Origin of the sequence: Candidatus Synechococcus calcipolaris G9, from assembly GCF_029582805.1 — a bacterium.
Lineage (GTDB): Bacteria > Cyanobacteriota > Cyanobacteriia > Thermosynechococcales > Thermosynechococcaceae > Synechococcus_F > Synechococcus_F calcipolaris.
Genome location: NZ_JAKKUT010000008.1, coordinates 231,703 through 253,950 on the forward strand (window position 1 = coordinate 231,703; position 22,248 = coordinate 253,950).

22 protein-coding genes are annotated in these 22,248 nt (G+C 49.9%); 10 read left to right on the forward strand and 12 right to left on the reverse strand.

Annotated elements, in window-relative coordinates; all coding sequences use genetic code 11:
- Nucleotides 1-4 precede the first annotated feature (4 nt).
- Genes L3556_RS15445 through zds form a run of 3 tightly spaced genes read right to left on the reverse strand, consistent with a single transcriptional unit; the run spans nucleotide 5 to nucleotide 2,429 of the window.
- Nucleotides 5-481: an acyl-CoA thioesterase gene (locus L3556_RS15445; RefSeq protein WP_277868227.1), complete on the reverse strand. Its 477-nt coding sequence runs from the start codon at nucleotides 479-481 to the stop codon at nucleotides 5-7.
- 57 nt (nucleotides 482-538) lie between these two features.
- The gene (locus L3556_RS15450) at nucleotides 539-991 is read right to left on the reverse strand and encodes an SRPBCC family protein (RefSeq protein WP_277868228.1); all 453 of its coding nucleotides are present in this window, start codon (nucleotides 989-991) and stop codon (nucleotides 539-541) included.
- Complete coding sequence (gene zds / locus L3556_RS15455; protein WP_277868229.1) at nucleotides 984-2,429, reverse strand: 9,9'-di-cis-zeta-carotene desaturase; 1,446 nt, start codon at nucleotides 2,427-2,429, stop codon at nucleotides 984-986. The genes L3556_RS15450 and zds overlap by 8 nt, the downstream gene beginning before the upstream one ends.
- Nucleotides 2,430-2,587: 158 nt before the next feature.
- Here zds and L3556_RS15460 point away from each other — a divergent pair, with 158 nt between their 5' ends.
- Nucleotides 2,588-3,856, forward strand: coding sequence for a DNA methyltransferase (locus tag L3556_RS15460; RefSeq protein ID WP_277868230.1), 1,269 nt, complete (start codon nucleotides 2,588-2,590; stop codon nucleotides 3,854-3,856).
- 23 nt (nucleotides 3,857-3,879) lie between these two features.
- Here L3556_RS15460 and secA read toward each other — a convergent pair whose 3' ends face one another.
- Entirely contained in the window at nucleotides 3,880-6,666 is a 2,787-nt protein-coding gene (secA, locus tag L3556_RS15465; RefSeq protein WP_277868231.1) for a preprotein translocase subunit SecA, read from the reverse strand.
- 66 nt (nucleotides 6,667-6,732) lie between these two features.
- Nucleotides 6,733-7,062 (reverse strand): MgPME-cyclase complex family protein, encoded by a 330-nt coding sequence (locus L3556_RS15470; protein ID WP_277868232.1) that lies wholly within the window; start codon nucleotides 7,060-7,062, stop codon nucleotides 6,733-6,735.
- An 87-nt stretch (nucleotides 7,063-7,149) separates the two neighbouring features.
- Between L3556_RS15470 and L3556_RS15475 the strand changes: the two genes are divergently transcribed.
- From L3556_RS15475 to L3556_RS15490, 4 genes are read left to right on the forward strand one after another with little or no spacing between them, the layout of a single operon-like run.
- Nucleotides 7,150-7,686 (forward strand): gamma carbonic anhydrase family protein, encoded by a 537-nt coding sequence (locus tag L3556_RS15475; RefSeq protein ID WP_277868233.1) that lies wholly within the window; start codon nucleotides 7,150-7,152, stop codon nucleotides 7,684-7,686.
- Between the two features lie 46 nt (nucleotides 7,687-7,732).
- Nucleotides 7,733-10,018 (forward strand): transglutaminase TgpA family protein, encoded by a 2,286-nt coding sequence (locus L3556_RS15480; protein ID WP_277868234.1) that lies wholly within the window; start codon nucleotides 7,733-7,735, stop codon nucleotides 10,016-10,018.
- Nucleotides 10,019-10,051: 33 nt separating this feature from the next.
- A complete protein-coding gene (locus L3556_RS15485) occupies nucleotides 10,052-10,963 on the forward strand; it encodes a carbohydrate ABC transporter permease (protein ID WP_277868235.1) in 912 nt (303 codons plus the stop codon).
- Nucleotides 10,960-11,817, forward strand: a complete 858-nt coding sequence (locus L3556_RS15490) for a carbohydrate ABC transporter permease (protein WP_277868236.1) — start codon at nucleotides 10,960-10,962, stop codon at nucleotides 11,815-11,817. Before L3556_RS15485 ends, L3556_RS15490 begins: the two co-directional genes overlap by 4 nt.
- Before the next feature lie 38 nt (nucleotides 11,818-11,855).
- On the opposite strand, the gene L3556_RS15495 is transcribed toward L3556_RS15490, so the two are convergent.
- A complete protein-coding gene (locus L3556_RS15495; RefSeq protein ID WP_277868237.1) occupies nucleotides 11,856-12,620 on the reverse strand; it encodes a TIGR00297 family protein in 765 nt (254 codons plus the stop codon).
- Between the two features lie 109 nt (nucleotides 12,621-12,729).
- Between L3556_RS15495 and L3556_RS15500 the strand changes: the two genes are divergently transcribed.
- Both L3556_RS15500 and L3556_RS15505 read left to right on the forward strand, forming a co-directional pair.
- On the forward strand, nucleotides 12,730-13,197 hold the full coding sequence (locus L3556_RS15500) for a VOC family protein (protein ID WP_277868238.1): 468 nt from the start codon (nucleotides 12,730-12,732) through the stop codon (nucleotides 13,195-13,197).
- A gap of 7 nt (nucleotides 13,198-13,204) precedes the next feature.
- Nucleotides 13,205-13,474 carry a glutaredoxin family protein gene (locus L3556_RS15505; protein WP_277868239.1) on the forward strand — a complete coding sequence of 90 codons (270 nt, stop codon included), beginning with the start codon at nucleotides 13,205-13,207 and terminating at the stop codon, nucleotides 13,472-13,474.
- A gap of 190 nt (nucleotides 13,475-13,664) precedes the next feature.
- Here L3556_RS15505 and miaB read toward each other — a convergent pair whose 3' ends face one another.
- From miaB to L3556_RS15535, 6 genes are all read right to left on the reverse strand, one after another.
- The gene (gene miaB / locus L3556_RS15510; RefSeq protein ID WP_277868240.1) at nucleotides 13,665-15,020 is read right to left on the reverse strand and encodes a tRNA (N6-isopentenyl adenosine(37)-C2)-methylthiotransferase MiaB; all 1,356 of its coding nucleotides are present in this window, start codon (nucleotides 15,018-15,020) and stop codon (nucleotides 13,665-13,667) included.
- Complete coding sequence (locus L3556_RS15515; protein ID WP_277868241.1) at nucleotides 15,017-16,606, reverse strand: glycoside hydrolase family 57 protein; 1,590 nt, start codon at nucleotides 16,604-16,606, stop codon at nucleotides 15,017-15,019. The genes miaB and L3556_RS15515 overlap by 4 nt, the downstream gene beginning before the upstream one ends.
- A gap of 124 nt (nucleotides 16,607-16,730) precedes the next feature.
- Nucleotides 16,731-18,077 carry a gluconeogenesis factor YvcK family protein gene (locus tag L3556_RS15520; protein WP_479682453.1) on the reverse strand — a complete coding sequence of 449 codons (1,347 nt, stop codon included), beginning with the start codon at nucleotides 18,075-18,077 and terminating at the stop codon, nucleotides 16,731-16,733.
- Nucleotides 18,078-18,194: 117 nt separating this feature from the next.
- Entirely contained in the window at nucleotides 18,195-18,605 is a 411-nt protein-coding gene (locus tag L3556_RS15525) for a hypothetical protein (protein ID WP_277868242.1), read from the reverse strand.
- Between the two features lie 97 nt (nucleotides 18,606-18,702).
- Nucleotides 18,703-19,728 (reverse strand): DUF2325 domain-containing protein, encoded by a 1,026-nt coding sequence (locus L3556_RS15530; protein ID WP_277868243.1) that lies wholly within the window; start codon nucleotides 19,726-19,728, stop codon nucleotides 18,703-18,705.
- 144 nt (nucleotides 19,729-19,872) lie between these two features.
- Nucleotides 19,873-20,253, reverse strand: coding sequence for a DUF1818 family protein (locus L3556_RS15535; RefSeq protein WP_277868244.1), 381 nt, complete (start codon nucleotides 20,251-20,253; stop codon nucleotides 19,873-19,875).
- Between the two features lie 86 nt (nucleotides 20,254-20,339).
- Between L3556_RS15535 and L3556_RS15540 the strand changes: the two genes are divergently transcribed.
- The 3 genes from L3556_RS15540 to rsmG all read left to right on the forward strand — a co-directional run bounded on the left by L3556_RS15540 (nucleotide 20,340) and on the right by rsmG (nucleotide 22,208).
- Nucleotides 20,340-21,071, forward strand: a complete 732-nt coding sequence (locus L3556_RS15540) for a phycocyanobilin:ferredoxin oxidoreductase (protein ID WP_277868245.1) — start codon at nucleotides 20,340-20,342, stop codon at nucleotides 21,069-21,071.
- Between the two features lie 81 nt (nucleotides 21,072-21,152).
- Entirely contained in the window at nucleotides 21,153-21,467 is a 315-nt protein-coding gene (locus tag L3556_RS15545) for a hypothetical protein (protein WP_277868246.1), read from the forward strand.
- A gap of 66 nt (nucleotides 21,468-21,533) precedes the next feature.
- Nucleotides 21,534-22,208 carry a 16S rRNA (guanine(527)-N(7))-methyltransferase RsmG gene (gene rsmG, locus L3556_RS15550; RefSeq protein ID WP_277868247.1) on the forward strand — a complete coding sequence of 225 codons (675 nt, stop codon included), beginning with the start codon at nucleotides 21,534-21,536 and terminating at the stop codon, nucleotides 22,206-22,208.
- Nucleotides 22,209-22,248: the final 40 nt, after the last annotated feature.

Consider the following 22,248-nt stretch of genomic DNA (forward strand, 5'->3'; position numbering starts at 1 on the left):
CTTTTTAGTCGTCGGATTGAGGTGCCTGGGTTTCCGCTGGGTCGCCTAGCCAGTCTTGGAACAATGGCGGGAGGGGGGTTCGCTGGCGTTCCGGCATTTTGAGACAAATATGACGGGTTTCGGCGATCGCCACGGGACTAGGGTGATCGGGTTCTGTTCCCTGGGGAGGCTCAACCTGTTGTGGGGTTATCCGGTAATGGAGTTGAAAACAGGAGGCATCAATGGCCGTGGCACGGATTGAGATGATCAGGCGATCGCCGCAGTAGAGGGGACGGAAAAATTTAACCTGAGCTTCCACAATCGGCATAGCGATCGCCCCATCCCGGAAAAACTCCCTGAGATCAACTCCTATATCTTCCAGGAGCTTTTCATAGGCTTCATGGCAAAAATTCAACAGATTGGCAAAATACACCACGCCCGCGGCATCCGTATCCGCAAAATGAACTTGGCGGTGGTAGGGGGCAACAATCGGTTGGGTCATGTTGGCAGGATGTTCCAGATCAATGCTTCAATGCTCCAGTATTTTAAGGGAAGTATTTTACGGCAGCGTTGCCAGTTGTACCTGTTGGGCGTAGTCCCGGAAGCGTTCTAGATCCGCCTTCAAAGTATTTTCCACCATGCGACCCAGGAATAACTGATCAAATAGTTGCCCTAAAAATCCAGGAATGGCGTAGGACACCGAGAGTTTGACAATACTGGAACCATGGCGATCGTAAAACCGAATTGCCCCCTGATTGGGTAAGCCGTCCACGGATTCCCATTGAATAATCTGGTGGCGAATTTGTTTGCGAATGCGGGAGAGCCAACTCAAGTGAATGTTGCCGGAAGCAAGGGTCCATCGCGATAATTCCGGATCCTGATCTTGCAGAGTGACCGATTCAATCCATTTCATCCACTGGGGCATTTTCTCTAGGTCTGACCAGAGGTTCCAGACGAGATCAATGGGCGCGTCCACTTCAATTTGCACCGTATGCTCTAACCATTTACCCATGGGACTGTCCTTTTAGAATGGCTTGGGCGGCTTGACGACCGGACATGGTGGCCCCTTCCATGCTGTCAATGTAATCCTGTTGAGTATAACTGCCCGCTAAGAAAAAGTTATCAATGGGGGTTTGTTGGGGAGGGCGGTAGGGATCCATCCCCGGAGCTTCGCGGTAGAGGGACTGGGCCAGTTTGACGACACTATACCAGGTCATATTTAGGTCGCGGGAGGAGGGAAATAAATCATGGACCTGTTCCAGTACCCTGTGGGCGATCGCCTCGTTGCTTTGCTTGATGTAGGGATCTCCGGGGGTAAGTACCGCTTGCAATAGGGAACCCTGACCCTCTCGATAGTAGTCGGCGGGACTGGTCAAGGCCAGATCGGCAAAACAGGAGAAATCCGCATCCGCCGTATAAAGTAGGTTATCTAAGCCAGTGGCTTGGCCCAGTTGATGACGTTTCTGGTCGTCCTGGAGTTCAGTCACCCAGCCATCAAACCGCAGTTGAACCGTGGCTACCGGCACCGCATCCAGTTTGAAAATATTATCAAATACCGATAAATGTCGCCATCCCTCAGGAATGAGTCGCTGAATTCCTGGCACATCACAGGCACAGAGATAGGCATCACCCTGAATGGTTTCAACTTGGTCGTCTTGGGCGATCGCCAGGCCCGTGACCGTTAATTTTTGTTCCTGATCACTGGTGTAAAGAATCTCTCGCACCCGCCGCCGCGTAAATATTTTCGCTCCCCTGGCTTGAATGTAATCCACCATGGGCTTGAGCAGGTATTCCGCTGGGGAACCCTTGAGCATATTTAGGCGAGAGGCTTCGGTTTTGGCGGCAAACATCATAAAAATCGTCAACATACAACGGGCTGACATTTCCTCGGTATCAATAAAACCCAAGGCATAGGCAATGGGATTCCACAGACGTTTTAAGCTACCGTCAGAACCACCATGGCGACGAAACCAATCCGCAAAACTAAGGCGATCGAGGCTACGAATATGTCTCATTGCCCCCGGATAGTCAACCAAGCCGCGAACAATGGGACTGGTTCCCAGGGCGATCGCATTTTTCAGCTTATCGAAGCTCGTCAGTTGTCCCGTCGTAAAAAAGGCCTTGAGACCATTAAAGGGAGCCCCTAGGGGAAAGCGAAAGTCTAGCTGACCGATCTGGCCACCCCGATTAATGAACGTGTGGGTATGCTCCTTGGGCAATAAATGGGCGATCGCCCCCACCTTGTCCATCAAAGCAAAGAGATTGGCGTAGTTGTAGAAAAAAACATGTAGCCCCATCTCAATGTGATTACCATCGACATCCAACCAACTACTGACCTTGCCACCGACAAAGGGACGAGACTCGTAAATATCAACCTGATGACCCGCATCCACTAAATCAATGGCAGCAGCTAACCCTGCCAAACCGGCCCCAACAATCACAACCCGCATGGATAGACTCAAAAACTTAACATATTTTAACAGATCAGGGGTTTGCCCTGGTACTCAGCCACCCAAAAATAGCTAAAATGGCGGGGGAATTCAGCCGTTGGGTATTCTATGCCGGACAAATGGGATTTCCCCTTATTTCGTGAACAAGGATAAAACCCATGTCATATGTTGTTCAGGCAAAAGATGGCTCTGAGTTAAATAGATTTTATGAAGATGACCTATTAATTCACAACTGGTATCGTTTTGTATTATCCTATCCGCCCCACCTTGTTAAGCACTATCTTCAAAAATTCAATATTAATAACGGACATTGGGTACTGGATCCGTTTTGCGGTACGGGAACAACCCTCGTCGAGTGCAAGAAACAGGAAATTTCATCTGTTGGGATTGAAGCTAATCCTGTAGTGCAGTTAATGGCTGAAACAAAAACAAAATGGGATGTTGATACTGCCGCCCTTATTAAACATGCAGAAGCGATCGCAAAGGAATTCCAAGCACGAATCATTCAATATGGAGACAACCTAAAAACCCTCAGCAACGAGCAGGGGAAACTCATTATCAAGGATTCAATCAGCCCAATTCCCCTCCATAAAGCCCTGGTCTTGCTAGAAGTAATGAATGAATATTATGATCCGGATTTCATTAATTATGAGAAAACTGCCTTTGCCAAACAGCTTGTGTATGCTTATAGCAACTTAAAATTTGGCCCTGAAGTTGGCGTAAGCAGAAAGAAAAAGCTAGATGCCGACGTGATTGGGCTATGGCTGAATCAAGTGAATGAGATTGCAAAGAGTATTGAATTTTATGACAAACAGAAAAATGTAATATCAGTGGTTCATTTAGCGGATTCTAGAAATCCTGGCATGAAACTACTGACTAACGACATAGATGCAGTCATCACTTCCCCGCCCTATCCAAATGAAAAAGACTATTCCAGAACCACACGGCTTGAGTCAGTTTTGTTGGGCTTTATTACCAGTAAAGAAGACCTGAGAAGACACAAGGAAGGACTACTGCGTTCAAATACCAGAAATATTTACGTCAATGACACCGATGAGCAATGGATTGCACACAATGGGCGCATTCTTGAACTGGCAGATTCAATAGAAAAAAGACGGATAGAGCTAGAAAAAGATTCTGGATTTGAGAAACTATACCATAAGGTTATTAAGCACTATTTTGGTGGAATGGCTCGCCATTTGGAAGAATTGAAACCAAAACTACGTCCCGGTGCAAAGCTGGCCTACGTCGTGGGAGATCAAGCCTCCTATTTTAGGATACTCATCCAGACTGGAGAAATACTAGCGGATATTGCCCGCGATGCTGGCTATAACGTAATGAATATCGATTTATTTAGGACTCGCCTATCAACTGCCACAAAAGAGCAACTTCGTGAAGAAGTGGTACTTTTGCAATGGAACGGCTAAGGAACTAAACCAGGGGGCTAGGATCACACTGACTCCGCCGATACTTCCGCTGCTTGGGGCATCTGGGGCTGGAATTGGAACAGGGCATAGACCACATTCCGGCGGATCATAATCATCATATCCAGGAAAATTTCATAGCCTTCCCGTTTATATTCCACCAGAGGATCCTCTTGACCATAGCCCCGTAACCCCACCGATTCCCGTAGGGCATCCATTTGTTGTAGGTGTTCCCGCCACAGGGTATCAATTTGCTGCAAAATAAAGAACCGCTCGGCTTGTCGCATTAAGCCCGCTTGAATGGCATCAATTTGTGCCTCTTTTTGCTCGTAGGCCGTTCGCACCTGCTCATGCAAAAATAACTGCATCTCTGGCACACTCAATTGCTCAATATGCTGGGGTTCTAAATCCGCTAGAAGGTAAACAAATTCCTGGGCCTTGCTCACTAATCCCCCTAAATCCCACTCCTCTGGAGGTAACTCAGGATTGACAAAGGCGGCAATAATATCATCCATGGTTTTTTCGGCATATTCTAAAACCCGATCCTTCAGGTCTTCCCCTTCAAGAACTCGTCGCCGCTCCGCATAAATGGCCCGCCGCTGATTATTCATCACCTCGTCATACTCAAACACCTGTTTACGGATGTCGTAGTAGTAGGTCTCCACTTTCTTCTGGGCATTTTCCAGACTACCCGTGAGCAAACGGGATTCAATCGGCATATCTTCTTCTACCCGGAAGGCACTCATGAGGGCAGAAACGCGATCGCCGCCAAAAATACGCAAAAGATTATCTTCAAGACTCAAAAAGAACCGTGTAGACCCGGGATCTCCCTGACGACCCGCCCGTCCTCGTAATTGATTATCAATCCGGCGAGATTCATGGCGTTCAGTGCCAATCACATGCAAGCCACCTAGTTCCACAACTTCTTGGTGTTCTGCGCCCGTGACGGTTTCATACTCGCGCCGCACGGCATTATAGGCTGCCCGCAGCTTTTGAATCACTTCATCGTCCGTGGGTGCTTTTTCCGAGGCGATCGCCAGCATATCTTCAGCCTGGAGTTCGGGGATACTGCGTTCTCCGTAGGTCTTCACCGCAAATTCCACCGCCGTCCGTAACAACTGCTCCGTATCGTTACTGATTTGACAGGGGAATAAACCCGCCGAGGGAGTCCAGTTTTTGGGAGCCGCCTCTTGGCCAAACCCTTTCCCCTTTTTAGATTGATTTCCCATCAAGGAGAGTAATGACATCGGATCATCGGATTCCGGCATGACAATTCGCGGCATGAAATATTCCCGCACCTTTAACCGGGCCATGTAATCCGCATTTCCCCCCAGGATAATATCCGTACCCCGCCCCGCCATATTGGTGGAAATCGTAAGCGAGCCTTTCCGCCCTGCCTGGGCAATAATTTCTGACTCCCGCTCTACGTTCTCCGGCTTGGCATTGAGGAGATTATGGGGAATTCCCTGCTGCTGTAATAATTGGGCTAAAATTTCTGATTTTTCAACACTGGTCGTTCCCACCAGAACCGGCCGGCCCTCTTGGTGCATCTCCGTACATTCTTCGGCAACGGCGATCCATTTGGCTGCTTCCGTCTTGTACACCACATCGGACACATCCTGGCGGTTGCGGGGACGATTGGTGGGCACAACGGTAACTTCTAGCTTATAGATTTTTTCAAATTCCGCTTCTTCGGTTTTCGCAGTTCCCGTCATCCCCGACAGCTTGGGATAGAGCAAAAACAGGTTTTGATAGGTAATCGTGGCCAGGGTTTGGGATTCATTTTGAATCTCTTGCCGCTCCTTGGCCTCGATCGCCTGGTGCAAACCATCACTCCAACGCCGACCGGGCATCACCCGCCCCGTAAACTCATCCACAATGACCACTTCACCATTGCGGAGAATGTAGTTCACATCCTTAATGAAGAGTTCCTTGGCCTTAATAGCATTAAAAATATAATGGGCCCAAGGATCCTGGGGATCGTATAGATCCTCAACCCCCAAAAGGTTTTCCGCCTCAATAAACCCTTCATCGGTCATCAAGACATTACGGGCTTTTTCGTCTACTTCGTAATGTTCTTCGGTTTTCAGTTGGCGGGCAATGTCAGCGGCTTTCAGATATTTCTCCGTGGGCCGCTCCACTTGCCCAGAAATAATCAGGGGAGTCCGGGCTTCGTCAATGAGTACCGAATCCACTTCATCAATGACACAGTAGCGAAAGGGCCGCTGCACAACCTCTGCCATGGAAGTGGCCATATTGTCCCGCAGATAGTCAAAGCCAATTTCGCTGTTGGTGGCGTAGGTAATATCGCAGGCATAGCTCTTTTGTCGCTCCTGGGGAGCCATTTGCTGCTGAATCAGTCCCACGCTTAGGCCTAAGAAGCGATGCACCTGCCCCATCCATTCCGCATCCCGCCGGGCCAGGTAGTCATTGACGGTAATGATATGAACCCCTTTACCTTCTAGGGCATTCAAGTAGGCCGGCAGCGTAGACACCAGGGTTTTACCTTCCCCGGTTTTCATCTCGGCAATCTGACCATCGTGGAGAATCATCCCCCCCAACAGTTGCACATCAAAGTGACGCATCCCCAAGACCCGCTTGGAGGCTTCCCGCACCACCGCAAAGGCTTCCGGGAGCAGATCATCTAGGAACTCACCATTGTCGAGCCGTTGCTTAAACTCAACGGTTTTATGCTGAAGCTCACTATCGCTGAGAACTTGAATCTCGTCTTCAAGTAAGTTGATATCCACCACAAGGGGTTGATATTTCTTGAGTTTGCGTTGATTGGGATCGCCAAATAGGGCTTTCAGCATTGCTGGATCACCGCAAAGATCACTACTTTCATCATCCTAGCTAATTTCTCTCCTTTATTTTTGTCCCTAGGAACTGCTCACTAGGGAGGCCAAGGGTTCGGGAATGGTCTCTGAGGGGGCCGTAAACTCACCGGTCAAGACGTATTCAAGACGCAGCTTCAGCCATTGGATAAACGTTTTATTGGTGGAAATAATGGCCGCCGCTGGCTGGGGACATTTTGCTTTTTGCTCTTGAAACGCTGGCGTATTCAAAAAGGCTGGCTCAAGGACAAGCCAAAAATCGACCTCCTTACCCTGCTCTTGGTAATTGCGATGCCGCTCCCGCAGAACTTCTTCTAGGGGTTCGACCTCCGTGAGAAAGGTCTGACTCGCCAAGACGTAGTAGTAGGTACTCATTGACACCTAACGTTTTATTCCATGTATTTACTCCATCCTAGATTCTATCCTAGGATTGCTAGGGCAAGGATTTTTGCAGGAATATCTATGGTGATACCGACTCCCGCCTACTGGCCTCCGGTGGATATGGAACAGGCTGCCTTTGTGGCGGCAAATGCGACGGTGATTGGCCATGTCAGCATCGGGGATGGGGCAAGTGTTTGGTATGGGGCGGTGCTGCGGGGAGATGTGGAGCGGATTGCCATTGGTGCAAGTACTAATATTCAGGATGGGGCAATTCTCCATGGGGATCCAGGGCAACCGACGATTTTGGAAGATTTTGTGACGGTGGGCCATCGGGCGGTGATTCACAGTGCCTACATTGAACGGGGGAGTTTAATTGGCATTGGCGCAGTGATTCTCAATGGAGTACGGGTGGGCCAGGGCAGTATTGTCGGGGCGGGGGCGGTGGTGAGTAAGGATGTGCCGCCACGATCGCTGGTGGTGGGGATTCCAGCAAAGGTGGTTCGCCCAGTGAGTGAGACAGAGGCCCAGGAGTTACTGGAGCATGCCCGTAAATATCAGGCTTTGGCGCGGGTGCATGGGAATCGGGGAACGGATTTAGGATTTTTAGATCCGGCGTAAGAATACTACAGAGAAATCCTACGGGGCCACGGCTCCGGGAGCTTCTTTGCTAGGATCAGAATTAACCTCTGCCCCCAACAAAACCCCCAATAAAATCGTGGTCAATTTTCTGCCCCGCTCCTGGACTTTACCAAAACTATCTCCGTTGCCTGCGGCGGCGATCGAAGATTCTCGACTCCTGCGCCTAGGGGTTCTGCTCATGGTGTGCGTGGGCTTGGTAGCAACGGATGTGGCCGCAGAGGAGACCTGGATGAGTGTGTGGGCGATTCCCGCGACAGTGGTGGGCTTTGGCTGGAGTTACCGGGCGCGGCGAGATCGCAATCTTGTGGCTAAGTTTTTGATTGCCCTGGGAATGATCGTTGCCCTCGTGATTTTTCTGTCCCAATTGGCCAGTTTTGCCCAGGATTCCCGACTGTTGTTAACGAAATTATTAATTCAACTCCAAGTTCTCCATAGTTTTGATTTGCCTCGCCGCAAGGATCTGGGCTATTCAATGGTGATTGGTTTGATTTTAATTAGTGTGGCCGCCACCCTGAGTCAAACCATGACCTTTGGTCTGTTCCTATTTATTTTTTTGGCGATCGCCCTGCCGGTATTAGTCCTGGATTATCGATCCCGCCTAGGATTGCTTCAGGTGAGGTTAAAGGGCATCGGCCTATCTCCCCGCCAATGGCTGGCCACCCTGGCCCTGGTGCTGGGTTTGGGAATGCTGACGTTTCTATTGTTGCCCCGTCTACCCGGCTATCAAATTCGCACCTTGCCGGTGAGTGCGGATATTCAAGTGCAGGAGCAGTTTGACCAAACCCGTGTGGTGAATCCCGGCTATGTGGGCCGGGGCGGGCGATCGGGCCAGGGGGGAGACGACCTAGAAAATATTCAATTTGATTCTACGTTTTATTACGGTTTTGATAGTGAAATCAACCAGACCCTTGGGGGAGAACTGGAACCCGAGGTATTAATGCGGGTGCGTTCCCAAGCCCCAGGATTTTGGCGGATGATTGCCTTTGATGAATATACGGGCCGGGGATGGCGACTGAGCCGGAATGAAGATGCCGAGATACTGCAACGATCGCCCTGGAGTTATCGATTTTCGATACCCAGTGAAATTGCCCTCGGCCCCACCAGAGAAGTGGTACAAACCTACTCGATTTTGCGGGAGTTTAGTAACCTAATTCCCCACTTGAACCATCCCAGGGATGTATTTTTCCCCACCCAGGAAATTGCCCTAGATGCCGCCGGCGGATTGCGGGCCCCCCTCACCTTGCCCGATGGACTCACCTATTCGGTCATTTCCCAGGTTCCCCTCCGCGATCGCTCCCAGTTGCGCCAGGCCCCCAGGGAGTATCAGCCAGAGATACGTCGGCTCTATTTGGCCATTCCCCCAGAGATTGCCCCCGCCGTTCGCCAACAAACGGAGGCCTTACTCCAACGCAGCGATCGCCCGATTAGCGAACCCTACGAGCAGGCCCTTTATTTAGCCCAAGCCCTCAAGCAAAACTATTTTATTCAGCCCAACCTTCCCCCCCTAGACAGGGATCAGGATCTGGTGGAAGCCTTTCTCTTTCAAAATGAGGGGGGCTACCCGGATCAATTTTCCACAGTGTTAACGATCATGCTCCGCAGTATCGGCATTCCCGCCCGCTTGGTGACGGGCCTGGGAACGGGGGAATTTAATCCCTTTACGGGCCTCTATGTGGTCAAAAATACCGATGCCTACGCCCTGACGGAGGTCTTTTTTCCCAATTATGGCTGGTTCACCTTTGATCCGATTCCCGGCCATGATCTCTACCCAGCATCCCTGGAAGTAGACCAAACCTTTACGGCATTACAACAATTCTGGAATTGGATCGCCCAGTGGTTGCCCACACCCGTGACTGGTGCCCTCGGCAACCTTTTTGCCCTAGTGGATACAGCGATTCAGAAATTCCTGGGTTTATTTTCCCAAGGCATTGGCGGCATTCTGCGGGGGGTGATCATTTTGTTTGGAGCCGGGGCGATCGCCTGGTTTAGCTTGCAACTGCTCGGACAATGGCGATATCGGAAACGGTTAGGTCGCCTGGCAAAAATGGAGCGGCTCTACCAGGAAATGTTAGATTGGCTGGCCCAGCAGGGATACCCCAAACCCCTGAGTCAAACCCCCCTGGAATATGGGTTCAATCTGGGCGATCGCCTAGAGGCTCCCCAGCAAAATATTGTTCTTGCCATTACCGATGCCTACGTGGCCTGGCGGTATGGACAAACTACGCCTGAGATCACCACCTTAGAAAAGCAGTGGCAAGACTTACGGCGACGGGGCATCAAAAAGACTAAGGCAACCTCAACCAGCCGTTAGTAGGCATCTTTTTCACATCATCTTTCAGGGGCCATGGACTTAAAAACCCTATCTCAAAAGGAACGATCTATTGGTTGGCTATTTTTAGCCCCATCCCTGGTTATTTTGGCGATCGTCTATGGCTATCCCATTTTCCGGGCCCTGTGGTTAAGTCTATTCAGGGAAAATCTAGGAACAAATCTGAACCCGGTGTTTAACGGCCTGGGGAATTACGATCGCCTGATTCAGGATGGTCGCTTTTGGCTGAGTCTTTGGCATACATCGATTTTTTCCCTGGTCTCCTTGGCCGTGGAATTGATTCTGGGTCTGGCGATCGCTCTGTTATTGGATCAAACCTTTCGGGGGCGGGGGCTGGTGCGAACCATTGCCATTTTGCCCTGGGCCTTACCCACAGCCTTGATTGCCCTGGCCTGGCGGTGGATATTTAGTGGCGAATTTGGTGTCTGGAACGATATTTTGATCAACTGGCTCCATCTGATTGACACTCCGATTAATTGGCTGGGGAATCCCACCTGGGCCATGGTCTGTCTGATTGCAGCGGATGCCTGGAAAACCACACCCTTTGTCAGTATTTTGTTACTAGCCGGTCTCCAGGCCATTCCCCAAGACCTTTACGAAGCCCATCGCATGGATGGGGCAACATCCTGGCAAAGTTTCTGGCAAATTACCCTACCCCTGCTCCTGCCTCAAATTTTGATTGCCCTACTATTTCGCTTTGCCCAGGCGGTGGGGGTTTTTGATCTGGTTGCGGTGATGACTGGAGGTGGGCCGGGGGGAGCAACGGAAATGGTGGCCCTCTACATCTATGCCACGGTGATGCGCTATCTAGATTTTGGCTATGGAGCGGCCCTCGTGGTGATCACGTTTCTTATCTTAATCAGTGTGGTGGCCATGGTTCGGGGCCTATTGATACGAGTACAGCGGCTAACGGGGGTGGAACCATGAGTCATAGCCAACCGGGACCATTTCGGGCAGATTTAATCCTGCGTTGGGGGGCGATCGCCCTAGTGGTGCTGTTTAGTCTAGCTCCCCTCCTGTGGCAATTGCTAACGTCCCTTAAGACCAATGGAGCAATTACGGCGGATCCCCTCATTTATTTTCCCCGTTTGGATCAACTCACCCTCAGCCATTATGGTGATTTATTTTTTAAGGATCAGTTTTATCTTTATATTTTTAATAGTGCCTTTGTCGCCATTATCTCTACGTTGTTGTGCCTAGCCCTTGGCTCTCCAGCGGCCTATACCCTCGCCCGTCTTAAGCTGCCTGGGGAAAATCTAATTCTGGCGGTGGTATTGGTAATTACCCTATTTCCCTACATTCTCTTATTTTTGGGACTATTAGATATTGTCCGAGCCCTAGGCTGGGCCAATAATTATTTGGCTTTGATTTTTCCCTATACGGCGATAAATCTGCCCCTCACCATCCTCGTTATGCGGAGTTTTTTCCAGCAACTTCCCCGCGAGATTGAAGATTCTGCCAAGATGGATGGCTACTCCCCGGTGCAAATGCTCTGGCAAATTATTTTACCCCTGACCTGGCCAGCCCTAGTGACAACGGGAATTTTAGCCTTTATATTTTCCTGGAATGAATATATTTTTGCCTTGACGTTTATTACCCAGGAATCGATGAAAACTATCCCCGTGGCCGCCGCCCAATTAGGGGGAACGACCCTCTTTGAAATTCCCTACGGCCCCTTAGCCGCCGCAACGATGGTGGGAACCTTTCCCCTAGTGGTATTGGTGCTATTTTTCCAGCGCAAGATTATCCAGGGACTCACCGCTGGCTCCGTGAAGGGATAGGCCGAACGATCTAAAAAACAATCTAAATAAAAATCTATCTAAAATAGTCCGGTCAGGGCGATCGCCATGGCTAAAGCAGCCCCCGCCGTCGTATTAATGCCATTGACCACCTCATTGGTCAGCCAGGGATAGGTGTCCTGGAACGTGGCTCCGATCCAGCTTTCCAAAAGGTTAGCTAGAAATGCGGCCCCAATACAAACCAAAATAGCCCAAGGGGAAATTAATCCGACCCACCACCCCACAAGACCAATGATCGCCGCCCCACCAAAGCCCGCCAGGGTTCCCTCCACACTCATGGCCCCCTCCGTTCCCGGTGGCACAGGGCGCAAGGTGGTAATTAAAAACGTGCGTTTGCCGTAGGCCTTACCCACTTCACTGGCGCAGGTATCCGAGAGTTTGGTACTAAAGCTGGCCACATACCCCAACCAAAGAAGGGGATGCCAGGATGGCGGCAGCGCAAGGGTCAACAACCCACACAGGGCCCCGGTTAATGCTGAACCCCAAACATTTTCTGGCCCCCTCGCACCATCTCGCTTTTCGGCAATCCCCGCCGCTTTTTTCTGTGCCAGGCCCAGTCGGGTCACGCCAGAGCCAAATAGGAAATAAACCATAACCACAATGTAGCCAGGGGGCCCCAGGGTTGCCCAAACCAAAACCCCCAACCCCCAGGCATGGACTAATCCGGCAGGGGTTAATAGTTTTTTGGGGACAACGATCGCGATCGCCATGAGCAGCGTATTTAGCCAGAGGGCGATCGCCCAGGGTTGGAGAAAGGCTTGAAGAATGGGGTTAGAGTCGGTCATTATGTTTCGGTCATTAATGCTGTCAACGTGGATATTAATTCCCTATTTTGAGGGCTTTTCGCTAAGATCAGCAAGGGGTAACAAAAATTTAATTTTAAGGGATATTTTTATGACCCAGAGTGCGATCGCGCCCGTCCTTTTTCACCTTGCCTTTCCGGTGGGGAATATTAAAGACACAAAATCCTACTATGTGGATGGTCTCGGCTGTGAACCGGGTCGGCAGAATGATCACTGTCTAATTATGAAACTCTATGGGCATCAATTAGTCGCCCACGTCACCCAAGACCCCCTAGTGCCTCAGAAAAGTATCTATCCCCGCCATTTTGGTTTAGTTTTTCTTGCAGAAACGGATTGGCAAAACCTGTGCGATCGCATTGAGGAGAAGCAAATCTCGTTTTATCAACGACCACGAATCCGATTTGAAGGTAGTCCCCTAGAGCATAAAACCTTTTTCCTAGAAGATCCCTTCCATAACTTAATTGAGCTAAAATTTTACCGCCATACAGAAGCAATTTTTGGAGCGCAGGAACATCAAACTATTGGTGACTTACCCCTAGCTACTGCCCCCTCAGTGTAAATTTGCCATGAGTCATTATCAACTAATTCTTTACAGTAAACCAGATTGTCATTTGTGCGAGGGTTTACTCGAAAAGCTCCAAGCTCTGACCCATCCTAAATTTAGTTTAGAGATTCGGGATATTACAACTCGTTCTGAATGGTTTGAGGCCTACCAACTTGAAGTACCGATCTTAGTTCAGGTTTTTGATGGTCAACAAATTGTTTTACCAAGGTTTTCGCCGCGAGCATCCCTACGTCAGCTAGAGCAACGGCTCGATCTTTATCTACAACGTTAAGATTTTCAAGGATTTTAAAACTCTAAAATCTAACTGTAATTAATCACTCAGTAAGTGTTCTACGATATTTAGATATTAAATTATTTACTAAAAACACTGAGAACTTTAATAAAAAAATTTATGTCTTGAGAGTAAATTATATCTGGCCGTAATCAAGTATGCAGCTTATATTTCTTCCCAGTCTTTTCCCCTAGGCGATATGGCTCATTCTTGTTTGTTCACCACTTAAGCTAAAGGGGCGTACCTCCGTGATCTTGACTGCTACGATGTGTCCCATTAATTCATCAATGTTACCCGGCAAAAAGGTGAGGCGGTTTCCCTCTGTACGCCCCATAACTTGGGCGGGATCCTTTGGATTAGTATCTTCTACAAGGACTTTTTCAATTCGACCCAGATACCGCTGGGAGCGTTCTGCGGCCTTGATTCCCACCAGATGGTTGATTCGTTGCAGGCGATCGCCCTTAATCGAGCCACTCAATTGATTGGGCCATTGGGCTGCGGGTGTATTGGGGCGGGGGGAATAGGCGGCGGTATTCAGTTGGTCAAAACCCACCTGCTCTACCAAGTCTAGGGTTCGCTCAAACTGCTCCTCCGTCTCTCCCGGAAAGCCGACAATGGCATCGGCACTTAAAGACGCATCGGGCATATAGTGGCGAATGGTATCAATAATCTTCAGGTAGCGTTCCCGGGTATAACCCCGCGCCATCGCCTTGAGTATGTCGTTATCGCCGGACTGAAAGGGAATATGAAAATGCTTACAGACCTTAGGCAGTTCGCCACAGGCGCGAATTAATCGCTCCGTAAAATAGCGGGGGTGACTGGTGGCAAAGCGGATCCGCTCGATGCCCTCGACATCGTGAATGTAGTAAAGCAAATCCGTGAAGGTATGCTGGCGACGTCCCGAGGGGCTAATCCCCGGTAAATCTCGACCATAGGCATCAATATTTTGACCCAGGAGTGTAATTTCTTTATACCCCTGGCTCCCCAACTCCTCAATTTCCTGGCGAATGGCCTGGGGCGATCGTGACTGCTCCACACCCCGCACCGACGGCACAACGCAATAGGTACACCGTTCATTACAGCCATAGATCACATTCACCCAAGCCGAAACCTGGCTATCCCGTCGCGGCTTCGTAATATCCTCAATAATCTCAATGGGTTCGGTCGCCACCACCTGGGAACCGGCCACCACCTGCTCCAATAACTCCCCTAGACGGTTAGCGTACTGGGGACCCATGACTAAATCTAATTCCGGCACCCGCCGTAATAATTGCTCTCCCTCCTGTTGGGCCACACAACCGGCCACCACCAGGGTTAAATTCGGTTCGGTTTGTTTACGCTTAGCCTGTCGTCCCAGATAGGAATACACCTTTTGCTCGGCATTATCCCGAATTGTGCAGGTGTTATAAAGCAGCAAGTCAGCTTGTTCCGGCTCCTCAACCGCTTCTAGGCCCATCTGATCCAGAATTCCAGCCATGCGCTCCGAGTCTGCCTTGTTCATTTGGCAGCCAAAGGTGGTGATGTAGTAGCGACGGGGAGGGGTCATAGGGGACGGTAAACGCGGTAATTGATATTGGGGAAGATATTATCGATCGCCTCGACTTTTTCAAGCCAACCCGCATCGATTTTTCGAGCCTTAATATCATCATAGAGTTTATGGAAGCGAGTCAAGTGGCTACGGGTGCGGCGCACAGCATAGGGCACCATCGTCCCCGTCCGCATAATAAAGGCCCAGTCAGAGGATTGCGCCAAGAGAATTTCCCGCGCTGCCTGATTCAGGGCCCGCCAACTCAATTCATCCCAGGGTTCTTCCTTCCCTAAGTCGATCATCCGCTCGGCGGCCTTATGCAGGTGGGGATAGACCCAGGCATTGGTATCATTGAGCCAATACTCATGGAAGCCCTTGAAACCCCAACTAGATTGGGAAGGACGACAGACCTGCTGGGTGGGATGGGCCCGCAAATAATCCGCCAGGTGGGTCATAGCGTAGGTATCTTGATCAAACCAGGTTTTGCGGAAGAGATAGTCTAAGAACCAGGGGCCCTCATACCACCAGTGACCATAAAGCTCGGCATCGTAGGGCGCAACGACAATGGGGGGACGCTGCATTAAGTGGTGCAGATAGCGCACCTGGCTCTCGCGATTAAACATAAAATTGGTGGCGTGTTCGGCCGCTTTTTCCCGGGCCCAATAGGGATCGTAGAGTTGTTTATCCCCTAGACCTAAGCCCCGACCCGTAATTTTGTGGTACTTAATCCCGGTATTTTTCCGTTGGCCATTGGGCATAATGTAGGGCTTGATGTACTCGTACTCTGCTTCCCAGCCCAAATCTTTGTAAAATTCCCGATATTCGGCGGCCCCTGGGTAGCCCACTTCCGAAGACCACACCTGCTGAGAGGATTCATGATCCCGGCCAAAGGCAGCCACGCCAGTTTCTGTGAAAATAGGCGCATAGGAGCCAAAGCGGGGTCGGGGTCGGCCGTAGAGAATTCCATGGCCATCGGTAATGAAGTAGCGCAGTCCAGCATCCGCCAGCATCCGCTCTAGACCTTCGTAGTAGGCACATTCCGGCAACCAGATACCCTTGGGCGGCCGGCCAAAGTTTTCTTCGTAATGCTCACAGGCGACCTGTATCTGGGCCCACACTGCCTGGGGATACATCTTCATTAGGGGCAGATAACCGTGGGTGGCCCCGCAGGTAATAATTTCTAGATTATTACTGTCTTGAAATTGCTTAAAGGCCTTAATCAGATCACGATCGTAGTTTTCCCACGTTTGGCGAACACGGTTAAACTCTTCGGCATAATGCTCGGCTAAGTAACGAATATGGCCGTTATAGACATTTCGTTCAACTTCCAGTTCTGTTAATTCTTCCAGTTGGGCAAGATGGGCATCAAACCGATCCTGTAACAGTTCATCCCGCAACATTGAAACGAGGGGCGGCGTAAGACTCATGGTAATTTTGAAGTCAATACCATCCTTTTTTAGCCCCTCAAACATCCATAACAGAGGGACATAGGTTTCCGTAATTGCTTCAAAGAGCCATTCTTCTTCGAGAACGTAATCACTTCCAGGGTGACGGACAAAGGGGAGATGGGCGTGTAAGACGAGGGCCAGATAACCAATAGCCATAGAAATGTGCCTAACCTTTCAATTTAACAAGGGCGGGATCAGGGGATTCCTCCCATCTTAGGCTATTGCCTGGCCCCCCACGCAGGCCATTTTATCTTTTCAAGGAAGTAGATTTCGTAGCGTTCTAGAGGGAACGAATTCGACTGTACCAGCGCAATAGAATATGGGCAAGCTTCTGGGAATCATGGCGGATACTTTGGGTCTGGGGATTTTCATCCATAATATCGGCGAGAATGACGCGACATTTGAGTTCTGATAGATTGTCGCGATCGACAATAACGGGTTGACTGCCATGTTGGGCATAGCGGGCCAAGCTGGCTAGGGATGGGGGTTGTTTTTGAACAAGAACGGCATCAAAGAGGCGAATGCCATAGACATCATCCAGGGCACGGACGTGGTCACTCACGGTATAGCCATTGGTTTCTCCGGGTTGGGTCATAATGTTACAGACATAAATGCAGGGGCAGGTGCGGTGGGCGATCGCCGTGGCAATATCGGGCACCAGTAAGTTGGGAATAATACTGGTAAAGAGACTGCCAGGCCCCAAAATAATATAGTCAGCAGCTTCAATGGCTTCAAGGGCACGGGGTAGGGCCACGGGGTTGGGGGGAATACAGCCAATATCGACAATTTCTCCCCCCGCTTCTGTAATTTGGGATTCACCAATAATGCGACGGCCATCGGCAAGCTCGGCCCAGAGGGTGACATCCGTGAGGGTGGCCGGTAAAACTTGACCCCGAATCGCCAGCACATGGGAACTGGCGGCGATCGCCCGCTCGAGATCTCCCGTCACTTCACTCATAGCCGTGAGAAATAAATTGCCAAAGCTATGGCCCACCAAGCCATCCCCTGCCTGGAACCGATACTGAAAGAGTTCGGTAATCAGTTTTTCCTCATCTGCAAGGGCAGCTAAACAATTGCGAATATCTCCAGGGGGTAAGACACCAATTTCTCGCCGCAGTCGTCCCGACGAGCCACCATCATCGGCCATGGTGACCACCGCGGTAATATTTGAGCTATAGGACTTCAACCCCCGCAGTAAGGTGGAAAGGCCCGTCCCCCCCCCTACGGTGACAATCTTCGGGCCCCGACCCAAACGGCGATGGGTGAGGAGGCGATCCAAGAGTTCCTTATCACCATCGGGAAGGAGAACTTCCGTAATCGAGCCAAGGGTACGGGCCTGGCCCCACCAGAGGAGCCACAGGCCAATGCCTAGAACCAACGGGCCACTAATATAACTAGGGATAAACCGGGCAAGTTGCTGAATTAATTGCTCAACCAGTTGCAGGGTGAAAAAGACTGGCGTGAGATTAATACTAATGGCAATCCCAAGGCTGGCGAGCAATACGCCCACCATGCTGAGTACCATCCATCGCTTCACCAAAAGTCCTGGCAATAGCCACTTAGACCACTGACGCAACTGACGGGGTGATGATTTTAGTTTGGAGCGATCGCGCGGCCGCTTAGTCACTAACCTAATCCCCGGAGGATATCCCAGACCCTAGGTACTATCCTGAATCCTGATTCTGGGCATAACATTAACCCATATCATAATCGTCCGGGGCAGCGATTGAGAATTTATAGGAATTTACTCGTCTTCTGCGTCTTTATCGATACCCAGGTAGGTTTTGCCCAGGTAACGGCTAAGACGTTTGAGGGGATTGGCGACCTTGGTGGTGTGCTGTGCCCCATCCCGACTGACGGAAATTCCTAAGATTTTGGAAAATTCGGCATCGGAGATCGTACCTGCTTGATACTTGGCAAAGGATTCTACGACCGTAATTAACTCCTCAGCGGAAAAGCTAAAGTTATGCGCTTGGGCGAATTCCGCGACCTTGGGGGCCATTTCGCCTCTCAACACAGCGAGTTCATCGGAGTCGAGGGCCTCAGCACTGCTAATGTTACCGTCACCCACTCCCATCAGTTGTTCAAGCTGGAGCCGCAGGGACTCATCCTCAGCCGTTTTCTGCATGAACTGTAACACCTGTGAATTAGCCATAGGGTTCCATCCTTATTCTGGGCAAATGTGCAAAATTCTGGGCGAACCGCTTGGATTATAGCATTCTCCCTTTAAGGTCAACGGTATGACCCTGGGCTTAGGCAGAGCGAAGACGTTGGGCCAATTGCTGAGCTTTAAGACCATACTCGATCGCCTCTAGGAGTCGAATCATACCTGTGGTATTGATCATCTCTACGGATTTGCTAGATCGTTCTGCGGCCCGCATTGCTTTTTCCGTGAGTTTATGACTGGCGTAGCCGGTGATTACAATGACTAAATCAGCGGTGGCGATATGGGATTCGGATTGCTCCATCAACTGGGGGCCGGCCTGGGCAGTACACCAGATCAGGGTAATGGTGGCATCGCGGAGACGATTACGAACTGCCGTTTCTAGGCGATCGTGGCCACCAAAGACCACGACTTTGCCGGTGAGATCACTATAGGAGTTGGGCCGTTTATCACTGGGACGATGACGCAACCGTGGCTGCACCTCGTTGGGCCGTTCAACCTTGGCACGATTTTCTAGGGCTTTGTTATAGATAAAATTTAGGGTGTTCTCGTGGGAGCCGCGTAATTTGGCCACGGGCCCCTCCTTACTGAGGCTATTAATCCGATCCATCAGGGCCCCGACCACTTCATTGAGGGCATCAATGGCTTTGAGGTCTATCATGTAGCCCCGAATGGCGATCGCTGCGTCGGTGGCACTAAAGAAATCATCCTGCTCATCAATCATCTCTAAGAGATCTTCCTTTAGGTGTCGTCGCCAGGTATTGACCTGATCTCCTTGGCGTTCATTCAGGAGCCGCTCTTCGTTGAGGATCATCTGCTGATCCACCGTCAGGGCCGCTAAAAGGGGGGCATCGGCAATTTTTTGTTGGATTTCCTCAGCCTTATCGAGTAATTTTTTATAGCTAATACTATCGGTGTACCCCTCTTGGCGAAACTGCTCTAGGGATGCTTCTACTTGCTGAAGTAGGGGCTGGAGTCGCTCAATAATTTCGGCGGTTGTCTGCTCAATTTGGGACTCGCGGTGTTCCTGGAGGCGACGTTCTTCTATTTCCGTTTGGGCTAAGGAGAGTAAGTCCTGAACCGAGGCTTCAATATCGCTAATTTCATGGATCATTATTATATTTCCGAATAATAATTTATTTACAGTGATTTCTAGGACGATTTTCCCATGACTGAATTTTTACAGTGTACAATATTTACCTTTTTCTCTTTTTGGGGAAGGGAAGCAGGAAATAAGCAGGTATGCAGATAAGAACAGTTAAGACGATAGGTGCTGAATATGATTTTGGCAGGCTGCTATAAACTCCGGTGCCAGGGGAGGTGGCCAATAGCCTTCTATGCGGCGACCCGTCAATATCATAAAACTTAAACTGTAGGCTTGGGGATCGCCAGCGACCTCCATCCAAATTAAGCTTGTTTCCGCTTCGATGGAAATTTTCTCCTCAGGCATTAATTCTGTTACACTATCCTGTAGGGCTTGGTTTAGTTGCTGTAATAGGCGACAGAAATCCTTGAATTCCGCTGCAGTGAGTTCAGCAGCCCATTGATCCGTGCCCAATAATCCTTGAAAGGTTAAGTCCAGCGATCGCCAACCCACACGCCAACCGGGACCGTGCTCAAGGGTCTGTAAATTTTCCATTATGTTGGAAACATCATTAAGGCGGTCAAAAGTTTATTATACTATCATATAATTTATCTATACTCATTAACTTGAGGTTTAGGCCTGTGACTCAATCTTTAACATCCCTGCGTCATCAGCAACATCCTTTAATTTGCCGTTTAGCCGATCGCATTGAGCAGATTTGGCAAGAGACTTTAGACCTATCCCCATACCATTTACCGGAAGATTTGGGTTACGTTGAGGGCAAACTCGAAGGGGAAAAACTGACCATTGAAAATCGCTGTTATCAAACCGATCAATTTCGGAAGCTACACCTAGAATTAGCCCGAGTGGGTCAAAATTTAGATATTCTCCATTGTGTGATGTTTCCCCGCCCCCACTATGCCTTACCTATGTTTGGTTGTGATTTAGTTGGAGGTCGCGGTCAAATTAGTGCGGCGATCGCCGATCTTTCGCCGGTGCAAGAGACCCTCCCTTCCCCTTATATTACTGCCCTAGGGGCCTTGCCCAGCCTATCCTTTAGCCAGCCGCGAGAATTACCGCCTTGGGGAGATATTTTTTCCCCCTACTGTCTTTTTATTCGTCCCGATGGTGCTGACGAAGAGGAGCAGTTTTTAAGCCGAGTCAGTGACTATTTGACCATTCATTGTCAGGAAAGTCGAGTCATTGCTCCCCTCGCTCCAGAGGAGACCATTCAAGTACGGTCGGGCCAAGAGCGGTATTGTCGTAATCAACAGCAAAATGATAAAACTCGCCGGGTACTGGAAAAAGCCTTTGGCCACGACTGGGCCGAACGCTATATGACCACCGTTTTATTTGACTTGCCCGACAGCTAAGGATCACCAGTGGCGACTTTTAGGGAACCGATCTACAGTGAAACCAGTCTCTAGATTGTGACGATCAAGGTAGCTTAATTTATGAAAACGTTTTTACTCACTCCTTTTATTTTAGTGGGCCTAGCTTCCGGTGGGTCGGCCCAGGCAGAATCCTACCCTCCCGAAGCGGTTCAGCAATTTGTAAGTGCCTGCACCAGTGCCATTCAAACTCAAATACCGGCGATCGCCAATGATAGTTCCCGTTACTGCGGCTGTTTTATTGATCAATTGCAAGCCCAACTGACATACCAAGAACTTGCAGCGGCCGTGGGAGATGGAAGTACCACAGTGGATCCAAAGGTCAGGTCGGTAGCAACCCAAGCAGCCCAAACCTGTATGACTAAAATTATGCAGTAGGATAGTGCATGGTTCTTTCATCGTTAGAACTGTGATACTTCATCCCTAAAGAAGGAAGAACCTGTTTTGCCCCTTGATGTTTCGCCACCGATATCCTTAGACCTTTGGCAAGACAGTTTACAGTGGCAGCCTAATTCAACTCAAATGAGACAGTTCCAGGCCTTTTATGGGACGGTTGTGGCTGCCAATCAAACCTTGAATTTGACTCGGATTACCTCTCCCCAGGACTTTTGGGAAAAACATCTGTGGGATTCCCTCAGTGGCATTGCCCCCTGGCTAGGGGATTTGGCCCAAGTAACGCATTTTCGGGTAGTGGATATTGGCAGTGGTGCTGGATTTCCAGGCGTTCCGGTGGCGATCGCCCGTCCTGATTGGTCAGTAACTCTTTTGGAAGCAACTCGTAAGAAGGTGACGTTTCTTGAGACCCTTCCGCCCATCCTCAATCTAGATAATATTAGACCTTGCTGGGGTCGGGCCGAGACCTATCCTAATTCAGAACCCAGATTTGATCTGGCCCTCATTCGCGCTGTGGGTAAGGCTCCCCTCTGCATCACCTATGGTTTACCCTTACTCCGATCTGGGGGGCACCTCGTTCTCTATCGGGGGCAGTGGGCGATCGCCGAAGAAAACGACCTAGTGAAACACCTAAAACGGCAGGGGGCATTCCTTGAGGATGTGCGTTCCTTTCAAACTCCCCTGAGCCAAAGCCAACGGCATTGTTTGCTCATTAAAAAAGATTAAATGATAGTGAGGAAAACCAAAATTCTATTTTTGTCTTTTG